This window comes from Vibrio sp. ED004 (genome assembly GCF_023206395.1).
GTDB lineage: Bacteria > Pseudomonadota > Gammaproteobacteria > Enterobacterales > Vibrionaceae > Vibrio.
Genome location: NZ_CP066150.1, coordinates 1,865,256 through 1,880,978 on the forward strand (window position 1 = coordinate 1,865,256; position 15,723 = coordinate 1,880,978).

General features: G+C 45.4%; 13 protein-coding genes and 1 pseudogene. 4 read left to right on the forward strand and 10 right to left on the reverse strand.

From position 1 onward, the window contains the following. Positions 1 to 41: 41 nt before the first annotated feature. From ITG10_RS25795 to ITG10_RS25830, 8 genes are all read right to left on the reverse strand, one after another. Positions 42 to 1,262, reverse strand: coding sequence for a glycerophosphodiester phosphodiesterase family protein (locus ITG10_RS25795; RefSeq protein WP_017631560.1), 1,221 nt, complete (start codon positions 1,260 to 1,262; stop codon positions 42 to 44). A 271-nt stretch (positions 1,263 to 1,533) separates the two neighbouring features. Continuing rightward, on the reverse strand, positions 1,534 to 2,886 hold the full coding sequence (locus tag ITG10_RS25800; RefSeq protein WP_248387026.1) for a sigma-54 dependent transcriptional regulator: 1,353 nt from the start codon (positions 2,884 to 2,886) through the stop codon (positions 1,534 to 1,536). Then, positions 2,883 to 4,856: an ATP-binding protein gene (locus tag ITG10_RS25805; protein ID WP_026084320.1), complete on the reverse strand. Its 1,974-nt coding sequence runs from the start codon at positions 4,854 to 4,856 to the stop codon at positions 2,883 to 2,885. Before ITG10_RS25805 ends, ITG10_RS25800 begins: the two co-directional genes overlap by 4 nt. A 384-nt stretch (positions 4,857 to 5,240) precedes the next feature. After that, positions 5,241 to 6,227, reverse strand: coding sequence for an N-acetyl-D-Glu racemase DgcA (gene dgcA, locus ITG10_RS25810; RefSeq protein ID WP_017631558.1), 987 nt, complete (start codon positions 6,225 to 6,227; stop codon positions 5,241 to 5,243). A 56-nt stretch (positions 6,228 to 6,283) separates the two neighbouring features. Next, a complete protein-coding gene (gene dgcN / locus ITG10_RS25815) occupies positions 6,284 to 7,291 on the reverse strand; it encodes an N-acetyltransferase DgcN (protein ID WP_017631557.1) in 1,008 nt (335 codons plus the stop codon). A gap of 146 nt (positions 7,292 to 7,437) precedes the next feature. Next, complete coding sequence (locus ITG10_RS25820; protein ID WP_017631556.1) at positions 7,438 to 8,334, reverse strand: LysR family transcriptional regulator; 897 nt, start codon at positions 8,332 to 8,334, stop codon at positions 7,438 to 7,440. Between the two features lie 94 nt (positions 8,335 to 8,428). Then, positions 8,429 to 9,265, reverse strand: a complete 837-nt coding sequence (locus ITG10_RS25825) for an SGNH/GDSL hydrolase family protein (protein WP_017631555.1) — start codon at positions 9,263 to 9,265, stop codon at positions 8,429 to 8,431. A gap of 87 nt (positions 9,266 to 9,352) precedes the next feature. Beyond that, positions 9,353 to 9,865 (reverse strand): RNA methyltransferase, encoded by a 513-nt coding sequence (locus ITG10_RS25830; RefSeq protein ID WP_017631554.1) that lies wholly within the window; start codon positions 9,863 to 9,865, stop codon positions 9,353 to 9,355. A 275-nt stretch (positions 9,866 to 10,140) separates the two neighbouring features. Here ITG10_RS25830 and ITG10_RS25835 point away from each other — a divergent pair, with 275 nt between their 5' ends. The 3 genes and pseudogenes from ITG10_RS25835 (at position 10,141) to ITG10_RS25845 (ending at position 13,563) form a co-directional block, all read left to right on the forward strand. Beyond that, positions 10,141 to 11,802 carry a methyl-accepting chemotaxis protein gene (locus ITG10_RS25835; RefSeq protein WP_017631553.1) on the forward strand — a complete coding sequence of 554 codons (1,662 nt, stop codon included), beginning with the start codon at positions 10,141 to 10,143 and terminating at the stop codon, positions 11,800 to 11,802. 206 nt (positions 11,803 to 12,008) lie between these two features. Beyond that, a complete protein-coding gene (locus ITG10_RS25840; RefSeq protein ID WP_017631552.1) occupies positions 12,009 to 12,227 on the forward strand; it encodes a hypothetical protein in 219 nt (72 codons plus the stop codon). A gap of 128 nt (positions 12,228 to 12,355) precedes the next feature. Beyond that, positions 12,356 to 13,563 (forward strand): annotated as a pseudogene (locus tag ITG10_RS25845) (IS256 family transposase). Between the two features lie 23 nt (positions 13,564 to 13,586). Here the strand turns inward: ITG10_RS25845 and ITG10_RS25850 are convergent. Together ITG10_RS25850 and ITG10_RS25855 are read right to left on the reverse strand one after the other, a co-directional pair. After that, positions 13,587 to 14,228 carry an endonuclease gene (locus ITG10_RS25850; protein WP_248387028.1) on the reverse strand — a complete coding sequence of 214 codons (642 nt, stop codon included), beginning with the start codon at positions 14,226 to 14,228 and terminating at the stop codon, positions 13,587 to 13,589. Between the two features lie 4 nt (positions 14,229 to 14,232). Further along, positions 14,233 to 15,102: a LysR family transcriptional regulator gene (locus ITG10_RS25855; RefSeq protein WP_017630355.1), complete on the reverse strand. Its 870-nt coding sequence runs from the start codon at positions 15,100 to 15,102 to the stop codon at positions 14,233 to 14,235. A 262-nt stretch (positions 15,103 to 15,364) separates the two neighbouring features. Between ITG10_RS25855 and ITG10_RS25860 the strand changes: the two genes are divergently transcribed. Beyond that, entirely contained in the window at positions 15,365 to 15,712 is a 348-nt protein-coding gene (locus ITG10_RS25860; protein ID WP_017630354.1) for a DUF3316 domain-containing protein, read from the forward strand. Positions 15,713 to 15,723 lie beyond the last annotated feature (11 nt).

Sequence of the window (15,723 nt, forward strand, 5' to 3'; positions counted from 1 at the left end):
CACTGCTTTTTCTCTTATTATTCTTCAATAATCCAGATAGCTTAGGCGTCGCTGTCCATGCAGTTTGCGTAGTAAGTGACCGTTGCTGGCCAGTCACTGAATACGCCCATCACACCTACATCTTGTGCCAACACATCGAGCATTTTCATCATGTCGCCATCATTGTTGATGCCATCTTTCACGCTCTTGTAGTACCAACCGCCGCCTTGCGCTAGTGGGCCTGAACGTTCCAGAGTCCATGCAATAATGTCGAGGTCTGCACCTTTAGCAAGCTTGGCGTAATTAGACGCAACCAGTTCGTTATTCTCATCTAGATCAACCAGAGCAAACAGAGGCGGCGCGATGATGTTTACACCCGCATCGTGCAGCTCTTTCATGTTCTCAACAGAAGCGACAAAGTCCGCTTGCTCGTAAACACGGTCATCAAGATAAACGGCTTGTTTTCCGAACTTCGGTGTTTCTTTGATCCAATACTTCACATCATCCAGGTTGAATGACTGTAGGTAAGTCTCTGAAGGCTCAAAACCTGCCTCTTTCAGTTCATCCACCAGTTTTTGCGCGTACATTTCTTGGCTGAAGCCATTGAAAGGCATTTCAACCGCTGCCGATTTCAATTCAGGAGTCACTTTCACACCATGCTCTTTAAACAGCGCCGCACTTTCTGCGTGTGTCATCAGCGTACCGCTCTGGCTGTATAGATCCGTTCTCCAACCCGGAGTGCCGTTCATGTACTCTTCGACTGTGGTTGCTTTCGAATTCGCACCGTCCATTTTGCCTTTTAACGTCTTAAACTCCGCCAGCGTGAAATCGGAAGTACGACACTCAACCTGAGCGTCTTCACCTGTTGCTGGGTTCGCTGGTTTAAATGGAACTGAACACTTCTTAGCAAGTTCGGGATGCGCCAACACATCGGTTGTGGTGTGCAGGTCACTTTGAGAATGTCGACACACCAATTCCTTATCTTTAGTAAAAGTAACATCACACTCTACGACACCGGCTCCCATCTGAATCGCCGCTAAGTAAGATTCTTTGGTGTGCTCGGGAAACTGCATTGCAGCTCCGCGATGCCCAATAGAAAAATCGCTACGATGAAAAGGCCCTTCGCTACAACTCAGCAGCTTGGTTTTCAAAGGGCTCTCATCCATATTGTTAACTAAAAAGAGGGGACGAGGTCCTAGGTTTGCTGACTCTGTAGCTGCCCATGCCGTCATTGAGCTAACGCCGAGTATCAGAGCAATCGAACCTTTCAGTATTTGCTTCATGTTTGTATCTCCTTGCAACAAGCAATTATTTTTCTAATTTCCTTAATCCGGTCATTTCTACTTTCTGTGAGATGACCTCATGTGGGCTGATGCCACAATGTAGGGATTGCACGCTTTGTGCCAAATGTTAAAACTCTTTTATTACAATCACTTGAAACAGTTAATCATTCGACTAAATGATAAATGGGTCATTGTTGTCTTGTGCTTTTTTCTTCCGCTTTGTCTTTTGGTTTAGGTTTGCTCTTTGATCCTCAAGAACCAAGTTAGCGAGTTAAGCTTTAAAACTCTCTTTATCCAACTGGTGTTTCTTCATTTTTCGATAAAGCGTTTTTCGGGGCAGATTCAGCTTGCTTGATACCTCATTGATATTGCCTGAGCTCTCTATCAAGGCTTCGGTTAATACATTTCTCTCGTACTGCTCCATCTGCTTTTCAAAGGCAAAATCTTCCTCAGTCGATTCACAAATCGGCGATTGAAGATCAAAGCCATCGCCGACAATACCGAGCACAAATCGGTCGGCAACGTTACGTAACTCACGCACGTTTCCTGGCCATTCATGTCGACACAGCTGCTGTATCTGTTCGGGATAAATCGTCGATGGACGCGTCTTGTACTTGTGGCTTGCTTGAATCACAAAGTGGCGGAACAACACCTGAATGTCCTCTTTGCGTTGGCGCAGTGCCGGAAGGTTTAAGCTCGCAATATTCAGGCGATAGAAGAGATCGGCTCTGAATTCTCCAGATTCACTGAGGCTTGCGAGGTCAGCTTTACTCGCGGCAACCACCACAATATCGACAGGTATCAATTCATTGCCGCCAACACGCTCGATCACTCGTTCTTGAATCACGCGTAGCAACTTAATCTGCACTGCAATCGGCATGCTTTCAATTTCATCAAGAAACAGAGTCCCGCCATTGGCTTGTTCTATTTTTCCGATGCGTTTCTTATTGGCACTGGTAAACGAGCCCGCTTCATGACCAAACAGCTCACTCTCAATAATGCTCTCTGTCATGCCACCACAGTTTATTGCGACAAACGCCTTTGCCTTACGACGACTAAACTGATGCAAGGCGCGAGCAATCACCTCTTTGCCCGTTCCTGTTTCGCCGTTAATGATGGTGTCGACGCCAGTATGAGAGAGCGCAAGCACTTGTTTACGTATGGTGTCCATCGCTTGGGATTGACCGATAACCACAGATTCAATCGGTAGTTCTGTATCCTGATCGTCGTCCAACGTTGCAGGGCTGTTTTGCTGACACTGTGCCAACGCCAAATCGAGCTTTTCCACCAGCTCACTGGCATTGAGGGGTTTCTCCAGAAAGTCGAACGCACCCAACTTCATCGCCTCGATTGCCATCGGAATATCACCATGCCCGCTCATCAGTAATACAGGAACATTGGCTGCGCGATGTTGGATTGAGCTCAACAACGTAAGCCCGTCGACTTGTGGCATCCGAACATCACACAACACCACAGACTGACAGTTCGCTTTGAGGGACTTCAGGCCAAGGTTTGGGTCGGTAAAGCTAGTGACACGAAAACCCTCGAGTTCCAACATTTCGCTCACGGCTTCAACAACGTCGGTTTCATCGTCGATAAGAACTATGTGTTTTTCTGAAGTCATGAGTCTGTGCCTTTTGGTAGAGTGACGATAAAGGTGGTGCCTTGGTGTTCAACCGATTCGACGTGAATCGAGCCACCGAAGTCTTTAATTATGTTGTATGCGATAGACAAGCCGAGCCCGAGCCCTTTGCCTGTGGTCTTGCGGGTATAAAATGGGTCAAACAGATAAGGAATATCCTCTTCGGGGATCCCTAATCCGTTGTCTTTAACTGATATTTGAATGGTGTTCTGGTGTTCTTGAGTGGAGATGCTGAGCTGGGGCCGCTCCCTGTGTTCAACGGCATCCAACGCATTGCTGATCAAATTCACCAGCACCTGCTCCAAGCGAATGCTATTGGCTCGAACCATTTGATCGCTTTGTAGCGAATAATGAATCAACACCCTACTTTGCCGAGTTTCAAAGAGGTCGATCGCATCACCAATCACCTTATCTAATTCGACGTTATCTATTTTGCCATCGCTCTTACGCGAGAATGCCTTCAAGTGACGTGTAATCGCAGCCACTTTATCTAGTAAGATCTCGATCTTTTTCAGGTTCTCTTCTGCTCTGTCTGGCCTTTGCTTACCTAACCATAATTGAGCACTTCGAACGTGACTGTTTACTGCGGTCAGAGGTTGATTGATCTCGTGAGTAATACCCACACTTAACTGCCCCAACGCGGCCAGTTTTCCAGCTTGAATGAGCTCGTCTTGAGTAACACGCAGTTTGGCCTCGGCTAAGGTACGCTCTTCCACCTCTGCCTCCAATTTGCGGTTGGTTTGCTTGACGACTTTGGCTGTGGTTTGAAATACCTTTAGGTACTTCGCCATTTGCGTCACTTCATCTTTGCCACGAATCGCCACTTCGGTATCTAAGTGGCCAGTCGAAATCGCGAACATGTTGTCTTTCAGCTGTAATAGCCTTTCTAAAATACTCTTGCGCACATAGAACCATGAGATAGCCGCGGCAGCTAACACACTAAAAAGAGAGAGAAAAAGTGACAAACGTTGGTTCGATTGCAAAGAGTGTTGCGCCTGCTGAATCGACTGATCAATATTGCGGTTCACTTGGCTGGTATTACGCTCGATTTGCACCGTTAACTGATTCAAATGCTCACGGCTGTTTTGTAAGAAATATTGCTCTTGATAGAGATGGTCGAGCGCTTTGTTTTTCAGCCCGTACAAGCTGCTATCACTTGAGGCTAGGTTGTAAATCACGGTAAGTTGATGATCCAGTTCTGGAAAGGCACTTCTTAAATCGCCACTTATCCATAGCTGCCACCACTCTTCTCCAACCTGCTCGAGTCGTAAGCTGGTGTAATCCAGCTCATTAAAACTGGAATCGTTATACAGTTTTTCTACCAAGCCTAATTGGTAGTACAGCAGGGACTTTAATTGCGTGTATTGAACCTGCTCTTTGGCTGAATCAGGCAAGCTATCGAGTGAATCACTGGCTTGCTGCAATAGCGGGTAAAAGCCTTCGAGTAGATTACGAAGTTCTTGGTTGAGCTGTTCTGACTCAATTTCACTTTGATACAACAAGCTAAGGCTGTTGTTAACTTGGGCGATAAGATCTTTAAAATAGGAGTGATAATCCGGAAACTGAACCATAACGCTATTCATCACGGAAATAGCGTCTTCGATTTTTAGCATCGCCTGTTTGCGCTCTATATTCGATTCAGCGTCACCGAGCTGAGAAGAGGTTGTGATAATCACTCGCACCATATCATTAAGGCGAGCGGCATTATCTAGGGCCGGGATTTCACTCTCCTTTAGCTCAACAAGACGTTGGTTTAAATCATCGAAGGTAAAGCTGGAGACAACTGAGAGGAAGATAGTGGTCATCGATAGCATAGCTAACGCAAGTACCAAGCGCAGCTCAATACCTTTCCAACCAAACCACTTACGACGTGGGATTTTTATCGAAAACGGACGCTCGAAACTATCCTTATTTTCTACAACCTCGGAGACATGACTACTCACTCGCCCCACCTTCTTCTCATCAAATAATCAACAGGAACTGTCAATGATTCAATCAGTTAGGGTGTAAGCCTTACTTGGGCTTGCATCGAATAGCTTTAGTGAAACTATTAAATGAAGAGTAATCATTAACATTTCACATAAGATATCATAACAATTGTTTTATAAAGCTTGAGCTGTCTGTTTTGCGATAATAGAAAGTGACCGCACCGACAGAAACGTGATTACTTTATCAATACGCACTTAAATTATACGAATAGCACTCTCCATCAAGCAGTCAAAACCTACGATTATTTAATAAGTTAAGGTCTAGAGATCGAAAAATCGCACAAGTTTTCACTCATACGATTTCATTTATGTCATGTCATGTCCATCGATTAAACGGGCTCAACGAACTTAGAGAATGATCATCCCATCTAGATAATTCAGTGCAGGCGAAACATCTTTCCCAAGTAATACAGGGCCGTCGAGGTCGACAATTTCAGATTGGACAGCAATTGGCAGCGCTGCACGCATCGCTAATGAGGTCCCGAGCATACAACCCGACATCAGAGTGAAACCGAGCTTTTTGGCTTCTTCTGCGAGTGCTAATGCCTCTGTTAAACCGCCCGTTTTATCTAGCTTGATGTTGACCATTTCATACTTACCTACCAACGATGACAGTTGTGAAGTGGTATGGCAGCTTTCATCAGCACACAACGGAATCGGATGCTTGATGTGTGCCAGCGAGGCATCATGCTGCTGTGGTAAAGGCTGTTCGATCATCGCAATGTCAAACTCAGCCAGTTGATTAAACAGCTCTTCAAGGTTCAGCCCAGTCCATGCTTCATTGGCATCCAGTACAATTTTAGCCCTTGGAGCAGCTTCTCGGACAGCGCGTACACGCTCTACTACTTGCTCACCATCAAGCTTCACTTTTAGAAGTTTCGCACCATTCGCCACATAATCACGAGCTTGTGTTGCCATCGCTTCTGGTGCGCCAATCGAAACTGTCATTGCGGTAACAATCTGCTTAGGTAACTCGAACAAGCTATTCGGAAAGATCTGGTCGTTCTGCTGCGCTTGATAATCCCAAAGCGCACAATCGATAGCATTACGCGCAGCCCCTCCAGTCAATGAAGACTGAAGATGATCTCGTAATTCTTCAGGACCGGTCATACCACGCTCAAAAGCCGTTTCAAGAGAGCTAGAAGCTTGTTGAATTTGCGCCAACACAGACTCGGATGACTCACCATAACGTGGGTAAGGTGTACACTCACCTTGCGCTTGTTTACCATTATGCTCGATGTAAACGCGAACAACATGACACTCTGTTCGGCTGCCTCGAGAGATGCGAAAAGGCGTTTGCATCGCGATAGTAATAGGTTCTGCTGTAATCTTCATAATTTCACTCGGTTGATGTTCGCTTTAACAAATTGAAACGTAGAAATGATGAATCGTTAAAGTGAATGTCGCAAATGATCAGTTATATGTTGTACACCAAATCGCACTGGGTCTGTCACTGGCACTTGATAAAGTGTGGTCCATTCTTGGCACAATGTCTCAGCCTCTTCAATGCTAATCGCCGATGTGTTCAGACAGATACCCACCAGCTTCACATCTGGATTAGTCAGTCTCGCCGCTTGCAAATTAGCGTCAATCGTCTGTTCTATCGTTGGTAATTTAGCATGCGGAAGATTGCGAATATGTAGTCGCCCTACTTCATGGCATAACACCAAAGCATCAGCTTGCGCACCATGCAATAAACCCAAACTTACACCCGCAAAAGATGGATTGAACAAAGAACCCTGCCCTTCAATGATGTCCCATTCGTGGTCGGAAAAATCGGGGCTGATCGCTTCAACTGCGCCAGAAATGAAATCCGCCACCACAGCATCAATTGAAATACCGCTGCCTTCAATCAAGATACCTGTCTGCCCTGTCGCTTTGAATTGAGCCAAAGTGCCCGCTTCTTTTAGCGACTTTTCTATCGCCAGTGCAGAAAACATCTTGCCTACCGAGCAATCGGTTCCGACAGTGAGCAGGCGCTTCCCTTGGCGGGGCTTGCCATTACCAACGTTTAGAACACCATCAAAATGGCGCACATCATGAAGCTTAGCCAATCCTCGCTGCTGCATGTCAGCAAGCGGTGAAAATTCACTCAAGCGCTGGTGCATGCCCGATGCAATCTCAAATCCCATTTCTGCAGCTGCCAGTATGGTTGGTTGCCATGACTCAGGGATCACGCCACCCGGGTTTGCTGTGCCAATCACGAGCGTTTTCGCCCCCTGCGCTTGTGCCTGCTGCAAGGTCAGATCCATTAAACCAAGAGAAACGGTCTGTTCTGTTAAACGTAATTGACCAAGACAAATTTCAGGGCGCCATTGGTAAATACCACGAGCGGTTTTTGCAGCCAGAGGGTCAGTAACATCCCCAAGAAAAAGAAGGTAAGGTTGAGCGATAGACATGAGCGTTCCTAATTAATAAGTCCTTGTATGGATTTACTTTAATTAAGAAACTGAGCACTGCCGAATGCCTATTTATCGCGTGCCTATAACATGATGTTATGGGTAGTAATCGGAGACAGTAAACTAATCAGCTAACAGCACTTAAGCTAGTAACACGAGTGCTGCAGCGCTGAAATGAACTGCTTAGCTGCAATCGACTGTGGCGTATGTTCAGCGCATAGAGTCGATACTGAGAATGGAATAGCTGGCTGCAGTGGTAATACGCAAACGGAGTCGTCGTTTTGGTATTGCTCTGCCGTCCACGGATCAACGATCGCAAAGCCTGCTTGGTGCTTGACCAGTTCCGCCGCAGCGCTGTATCCACGTACTGATATGGGGTGGTGATAATGCTCATCGCGTGCAATCAAGCTTTGATGGAGCAGCAAACCCAGTGGATCACGACTATCAAGCCCGATGATTGGCAACGGATAATTGATCAGGTCATCAAGGGTAAATTCTGTCGGTAACAGATCAACGGTGTTGGATGGAACCAGAACCTTAAGTGATTCGGTCAATAACGTTTCAGCCAATATCGCAGGCGGCGCTTCGTCTCCAAATGCGATAGCGATATCGAGCTCATGCTTCAATAAGCCAGCACACAGTTCGTCGCGATTGGCAGTCAGCAATTCAAAAGAGAGCTCTTGTTTATTGGAATATTGCTCGCGAGACATTTTGGCGATCACTGGAGTCAGCAATTTGGTCGCCAGAATTGGCGGTGCGCCAATACGTAGATGCTGATGACCTTGCTTTACTTTGTTGGTCAAAGACCGAAATTGGCCTAATTGTTGGTAGACCTTCTCCGCTTCTGGTAACAAGGTTTTCGCTTCAACCGTTGGCACCAATCGCCCTTTGACACGCTCGAACAAGCCAAACCCCAACTGCTGCTCGGTGTGCGCCAAAATGCGCGTCACATTAGGCTGGGACACATGCAAACTACGTGCAGCCCCAGATACGGTTCCGGTCTGCATGATGGCGTAAAAGACTTCCAGTTGTCTTAGGTTCAAATTGATGTCCTTTGGTTCACCGAACAGGTTTAGGGCTTGGATTCAGTTGTATTAGCTAAGCTGTCTATCTATCAACTTAGCTGTCTACATGAATTTATTTTAGTAACTCAGCTATCGTAGGTTGAAGCACCTCAGCCCAAGCTTGGTAAGCTTTAGCATTCAAGTGCAAGTCATCGCACGAGTACTCATTCGACAACAGCTTATTAGGTGACAATACTGAATTCACATCTAAGAAAGCAATGCCTTGTTGAGAACAGTGCTCGCTTATTTTGCTATTGAGTAGTTCCACCGAAGGGTTCAAGCTTTGTAGTTTAGACCCTACATAAAGCGTTGATTGCACCAATATTCGAATATCGTTTTCTTGCCACACCTTAAGCATATCAATGTAGTTCTGGTATATATGCTCGACATCGTAACCTTGCGCTAAATCGTTTATCCCTGCCATAAAACATACCAGCTTTGGTTTCACGTTTAATGTGGTATCAATGCGACGCAGCATGCCGGTTGTGGTATCCCCCGCGAGGCCGCGATTGACCATAGAGATATCACGGAAAATATCCGCCCACGGAGCCCATTCAGTGATCGAATCACCAAACATGACTAAGTCTGCATTCGGAGAAAAATGACGATGATTATCTGATGTCATAATGTAACGGCTCATGCTGTGGCCTCGTTGCTGGATCTCAGACTGAAGAGCAACCGCCTTGAGGATTTCACTGTCCGGTGTGGAGCTATCGAACTGAGCCAATAACCCTTCGATGTGAGGCTTAAAAGGACTAAGACGCGTGCTCAGTTGATGATGTTCTTTAAGGGAAGATAGCTTCTCTAACAATACGTACAGAGAGCTGTTTTGACCAACTTCTTGGAATAACTGATATAGATCGAGGACAGGGTGCTGGTGTAGCGCGGCAAGTAATTGCTTGTCTTCCATGGTGTTATCTAACCCTTCAATTATCTGGTGATGAACCCAAGATAATATCCGATTGCGTACGGGATAGATAACACTAGAAGCAGAGAATTACTTTTCTTTGATTAGCAGATGATTTCGGTTATCACGGCTTTTCTTAATCAGCTCGTTGCTCTCGTCCATTTCATCAGATTTAGCAAGGCGATCGTAAAGCAGCACATTCACAGTCGCTGCCAAGTTCATGCAGCCAACTGTTGGAACGTACACAACGTGATCCGCTCTATCAGCAACGTCTTGAGAAATAGAACCATCTTCAGGGCCAAAGATATAGATAGCGTTTTTTGGGTGTTTAAAACGCGGCAGTGGTGTTGCACCTTCAGCTAATTCAACACAAACGATCTTAGTTTCTGGATCAAGATTGTCTAAAAACGACTCAACACCAGTCAGCGGGATAGTACGCGCGGCACTCTTGGTATCAGTGTGAAATTTTGCGGCTTTTTCGTAGCGTTGCCCTGTGTATTTAACTTCGTCGACTTGGTAACAACCAGCCGCACGCATAACAGCACCAACGTTTGTCGGGCTCTTTGGGTTAGTTAAACCAATAGTCACATGGCTTTTGTTCATGAATCTTTCTCACTTAACGAATAGACATAGCAGGGTGCTACAAAGCGTCGCATTCTAACAAAGCAGCGTCGAATTCAAAAGCATCGATACAAACTCACTTTTTCGCGCTTAAGCCTCTAGTTGCAAGGCTTCTCACCCAAAAAATCTAACCGTCATCATATTTATAAAACAAAAATACTCTAGGGTAACAATTAAACAACAAGCCCATTTACATTTTGAAACCACATTAATAATGTGTTGAAAATTGCATGAGACAATCACACAGGAAGCGTGACATGACCCTAACCATCAAAAACCGCCTTTATATTCTCTCTTTCATTCCACTGCTACTGATGGCAATCGGGATGATGAGCGTGACGTATATGAAGAGCACCGAGCTAACCGCACAACAAGTAGAATCGACGCGTAGCAATATGATGGCGATGAAAGAAAAGGAACTCAAAGCGTATCTGCAAATGGCTCAATCTTCTATCAGCCCGTTCTTGGAAAGAGGTGCAACATTAGAAGAAGCTTTACCGACATTAAGAACACTCGAATATGGCGAGTCTGGCTATATTTTTGGTTATGACTCGAAAGGTGTTCGAGTCGTTGTTGGGCAAAACAACGATGGCATTGGTAAAAACTATTACGATCTGCAAGACAAAAAAGGTAATTACCTGATTCGTGACCTCATCAAGAACTCGAAGCTTGGTGAATTCACCACTTACTACTTTCCAAAACTTGGTCAATCTGAAGCCCTACCTAAGCTCAGCTACTCGATATTCATCCCACAATGGGATTTGATGCTGGGCACCGGTTTTTATACTGACGACATTGATGCGGTCATCGCAGAAATGAAAGAGAGCTCGAATGCGGCACTACAAAGCTCACTGACTGCCATCGCTATTTTCTGTGGCTTAATCGCTCTTGTGGTTGCCGTGTTTGCAGTCGCAGTGAACCGCACCATTATGAAGCCACTTGAGCAGTTTGACCGTTCAATCAGCGCGTTTGCGAGTGGTGAAGCCGATTTAACCGCGCGAATGGAAACCTTCAAAGCACCCGAGTTCACTAAGCTCAGCGAGAACTTCAATGCCTTTGTAGCCAGCCTGCAAACCATCATTCGCAGCGTAAGTGATGTAGGCCAGCAAGTGGTAGCCGAAACATCTAGCATGTCTTCTCGTGCAGCGCAGGTCGACGAAATTGCTACAGGCCAACGTGAAGAAACTGAACAAGTTGCAACAGCGATGACTGAGATGACAACGACTGCGCAAGAAATCTCAAGCAACGCAAGCCAAGCCGCGGATTCAGCGAAGCTTGCTGAAGGCAACGCAAAAGAAGCGCAGCAAATCGTAAACGCAGCTGCGGACTCTGTTGCAGGACTTGCTAGCGAAGTGTCAGAAGCCAACACTGTGGTATCGCGTTTAGAAGGCGATGTGCAGAACATATCCTCTTCGTTGGCGGTGATTCAAGACATCGCAGAGCAAACTAACCTACTTGCATTGAATGCCGCAATTGAGGCTGCTCGTGCTGGTGAACAAGGTCGTGGTTTTGCAGTAGTAGCAGACGAAGTTCGCAAGCTGGCAAGCCGAACTCAAGAAAGCACTGGCGACATTCATAAGATGATTGAACAGCTAAAAGCCGCTTCAGACGCCGCGGTAAAAGCAATGGATTCAAGCCAAAACCGCAGTGCTCAAACTGTAGAAGAAGCAAACGCTGCTGCCGCTGCACTGGCGAAGATCCAAGAGTCGATCGATACCATCATGGACATGAACTCACTGATTGCTACAGCAACCGAACAACAAAATATTGTCGGCCAAGAGATATCTCAGCGCATTGTCGTGATATCCGATCAAAGCTCGCAGTCAGCAGCATTGGCAAACCAAAACCGTACAGGTAGCCAAAACCTCAACAGTCGTGCGAATGAGCTTTACCACTTGGTGGATCGTTTCACAGTCTAATATCCCTATATCTTTACCTTCTAAAACACTTCGGGCTTCAGAATCCCCATTCTGAAGCCCGAATTTTTAAGCGCTCTGCTCCAACACATTAAAAACATCTCTCCAATTAACTTCCTATTTATCATAAGCTTTGAGTGCCAATTTACAGAAGTCGGTTAAACTTAGTGAATTCGCAAAGATCATCGATACGAAGATAGGTAGGTAACATGTTTAATTCAGATAAGAAGAAGGTTCGCGATTTACTGATCGCCACTCGCTTTGGCGTATCTGCTTCAGAGATGAAGACCATTATTGGTGTTGAGCAGAACAAAGCGATGAAGTGCATTCTTCAACTCAAAGAGGAAGGCGAGGATATTCATACACTTGGGGAAGGCACCAACCCAGAAGAATTGGTTTTGTATTCAATCGGAGAGATTGAACCTTAAGCGAGTTAAATTTTAGTCTGAGTTTTAGCTTCGATACACGTGCTGTTAAGCGGACAGTCTTGACAGAGACTGTCCTAAATTCTGTGTAACTGTCTAGACTTAAGCCTTAAAGGCTAAGGATGGATAGTATGGATAAGAAAGCACTTGAAGCTTTTGCTCGTGAAGCAGCTAAATCAATTAAGACAGAATCTGATCTTGATGACTTCCGAAAAATGTTAACCAAGGTGACTGTTGAGACAGCATTGAATGTTGAGCTTGATGAGCACCTTGGCTACGAAAAACACTCCCAAAACCCAGCTCCAACTCACGTAATGGGTATACCAGCAAGTCTATTATCACTGATGATGGTGAAGTGCCGATAGACGTTCCTCGTGACCGTGAGTCAAGCTTTGAACCAAAGCTGGTTCGCAAGCACCAAACTCGTTTCCAGTCGATGGATGACAAAATCTTAAGCCTCTATGCTAAAGGCATGACGACCCGAGAAATCGTAGCCACATTCAAGGAAATGTACGATGCGGATGTCTCACCAACCCTTATATCTAAGGTGACGGACTCTGTTCTAGAGCAGGTTGTTGAATGGCAATCTCGCCCATTAGATGAAGTCTACCCAATCGTTTATCTCGACTGCATTGTCGTTAAAATCAGGCAAGATAAACAAGTCATCAACAAAGCTGTTTATCTTGCGCTAGGCGTGAACATGGAGGGTCAAAAAGAGCTGCTTGGCATGTGGTTGTCAGAGACGGAAGGTGCTAAGTTCTGGCTTGCTGTGCTAACAGAGCTACAAAACCGCGGAGTAAAAGACATTCTCATTGCTTGTGTCGATGGTCTGAAGGGCTTTCCTGATGCCATTAATGCCGCATTCCCAAATACTCAGATCCAGCTCTGTATCGTCCATATGGTGAGAAACTCAGTTAGGTATGTACCTTGGAAAGATTATAAAGCTGTGGCTGCCGATCTTAAGAAGATCTATCAGTCGAAGACAGAAGATGAAGCCTTGCTAGCGCTAGAGCAGTTCTCAGATAAATGGGATGGCAAATACCCTCAGATCAGCCGCTCTTGGACAGCACATTGGAATAACCTGAACACGCTCTTCAACTACCCAGAAGATATTAGGCGAGCAATTTATACGACTAATGCCATAGAATCACTTAATAGTGTTATTAGAAAAGCGATTAAAAAGCGTAAGCTGTTCCCGACAGATGAATCGGCAAGGAAGGTGATCTTCTTAGCGATCCAGGATGCCTCCAAAAGATGGACGATGCCAATTAGAAACTGGCGACAAGCCCTGAACCGCTTTATGATTATGTTCGAAGACCGATTAACTGAATATATGTAACCCCGACAGTTACACAGAATTATTTACAGGGTCTCTTGACACTTTGGCTTGGGGTTACAAAACTGCTGTCCATGATCGACCAGCAAGCCATGATAATGGCCGTACCTTTTTGTATTCAAAGGGATTGTGCTTTCCATTAAAGCTCGAAACTTCTCATACGATTTAGGCACATCGAGTCCGTTGCGAGTGAAGATCCTTCTTGCGTACGCATCAATCACAAAAGACGGCTTACCGATCGCATAAACTAGAATCGCGTCAGCCGTTTCGCCACCAATTCCTTTTACTTCCAATAACTCTTTTCGAAGCTGATCTTTATCCTGATTACGAACCACCGACATATCGTATTGGTACTTCGAAAACCATTCGGTCACAGCCTTTAATTTAATGGCTTTCTGATTGTAATAACCACTGGATCGAATCTTTTGGGCAAGCTCATCAAGGTCCATTTCAGCAACTGACCTTGGGTTGCATTGCTCACCTAAGTTAATAAGTGCTTTCTCTGCGTTCTTCCAGTTGGTGTTTTGAACCAAAATTGCGCCTAAAACGATCTCGTAAGGATCATTCCTTTGCCACCAATCAAAATAGCCATAATGCTGTTCGAGTGTATCGAACACACTAAGTATCAACTCACTTTGACTTGCTGAATGACGCTCAATTTCGGTCATAGAATTAGTCCAATTGCTCAGAAAGGAAGTCGACGAGCAAACGAACCTTTGAAGATAGGTTACGGTTCTGAGGGTATAACGCCCAGATCCCCTCTTTATCGTCTCGGTAATCGGATAACACCTCTACCAACTCACCAGAGTCAAGGTCTTCACTCACGTAGTACTCAGGAAGTTGCACCAAGCCGATGCTCTGCTTCGCAGCATCCAACAAAGCTAAACCACTATTACACTTGATGCGCCCATTAACGCGAACCGAACGAAGACGACCATTTTCTTTAAAACGCCAGTGCTCAAAGCCACCGACCAAACACTGGTGATGGCTTAACTCAGAAAGCGTATGCGGCTCGCCATAACTCTCAATATATTCAGGACTCGCACACACGTAGAGTTGTCGTTGGGAGAGCTTCTTTGCCACAAGGCTTGAATCTTCTAAGCGACCAAGACGAATCGCTACATCAACGCCAGAATCGATAAGGTCGAGCTTTTGGTTGGTTAGCATTAGCTCTAATTCTACTTGCGGGTGAAGCTTTAAGAATTGATGAAGTATCGGGGCGAGCTGACGTTCGCCATAAGTCACGGGCGCAGTCACCTTCAACAAACCTTTCGGTGTCGATTGCATCTGCGTTACGGCTAATTCTGCAATTTCTAAGCCCTCGACTAACAACTTACATTGCTGATAATAGAGCTGCCCGGCTTCCGTTAGAGAAACTTTACGAGTCGTTCGATTAAGTAGTTTTACCGCGAGGCGCTCTTCAAGATTAGCCACCCTGCGACTGATTTGAGCCACTGACGTAGCAAGCTTCTGCGCCGCACCAGTAAAGCTCTCACGCTCTGCTACTGCAACAAACTCACTTACCCCTTCCCAATTGGCCATGCCTTTACCTTATATTGAACGATGGTTACTCATACAGTGTATTGAAATTACAAATTGCTGTCACCTTGCTTGATATGCTTTGCGCATAAATCTTCGCCACCTACAATCGTTCAAAATCATTCCAACCAACTGCTGACATTTCTCATTATTCCTTACCGAACACTAACAAAATCGTCGTCTCCCCTGACACTCCTCCTACCACTTTATTGATATGTTGGTTCTGTACCGGAACACAGGTACATCAACACAGTAAGGTACTCCTATGAAAAAATTAATCATACTTGCATCAACTCTTGTACTTAGCACAACAGCGTTCGCAGCAACCAAAACAACGATTCAAGAAACAACGCTAAAATCTGATACATTTGTTACTGAAGCGGAAGCATACGATGCAGGAACTAACCTTATGGATGAGTTAAGCGCAAAGACACCTTTTGAGCTTTCTAGAGAACTGCCACAGTTCCAACAAACAACAAAATACGATTCGTTCAAGATTGATGACGCAAACATGGAAGTGAAAAAAATCACTAACATGAACGGCGATGTTCATTACCAAGCGAACGTAAAAGTTGACTACCGTTACACATACAAAGAAGGTCGCAGCAGCTAACACTGAATGAT

Bases quoted from the DNA above. Each gene is read 5' to 3' on its own strand.
- dgcA (WP_017631558.1), bottom strand. From the start codon at position 6,227: ATGAAGATTACAGCAGAACCTATTACTATCGCGATGCAAACGCCTTTT.
- ITG10_RS25835 (WP_017631553.1), top strand. From the start codon at position 10,141: ATGACCCTAACCATCAAAAACCGCCTTTATATTCTCTCTTTCATTCCA.
- ITG10_RS25825 (WP_017631555.1), bottom strand. From the start codon at position 9,265: ATGGAAGACAAGCAATTACTTGCCGCGCTACACCAGCACCCTGTCCTC.
- ITG10_RS25800 (WP_248387026.1), bottom strand. From the start codon at position 2,886: ATGACTTCAGAAAAACACATAGTTCTTATCGACGATGAAACCGACGTT.
- dgcN (WP_017631557.1), bottom strand. From the start codon at position 7,291: ATGTCTATCGCTCAACCTTACCTTCTTTTTCTTGGGGATGTTACTGAC.
- ITG10_RS25830 (WP_017631554.1), bottom strand. From the start codon at position 9,865: ATGAACAAAAGCCATGTGACTATTGGTTTAACTAACCCAAAGAGCCCG.
- ITG10_RS25795 (WP_017631560.1), bottom strand. From the start codon at position 1,262: ATGAAGCAAATACTGAAAGGTTCGATTGCTCTGATACTCGGCGTTAGC.
- ITG10_RS25840 (WP_017631552.1), top strand. From the start codon at position 12,009: ATGTTTAATTCAGATAAGAAGAAGGTTCGCGATTTACTGATCGCCACT.
- ITG10_RS25850 (WP_248387028.1), bottom strand. From the start codon at position 14,228: ATGACCGAAATTGAGCGTCATTCAGCAAGTCAAAGTGAGTTGATACTT.
- ITG10_RS25855 (WP_017630355.1), bottom strand. From the start codon at position 15,102: ATGGCCAATTGGGAAGGGGTAAGTGAGTTTGTTGCAGTAGCAGAGCGT.
- ITG10_RS25860 (WP_017630354.1), top strand. From the start codon at position 15,365: ATGAAAAAATTAATCATACTTGCATCAACTCTTGTACTTAGCACAACA.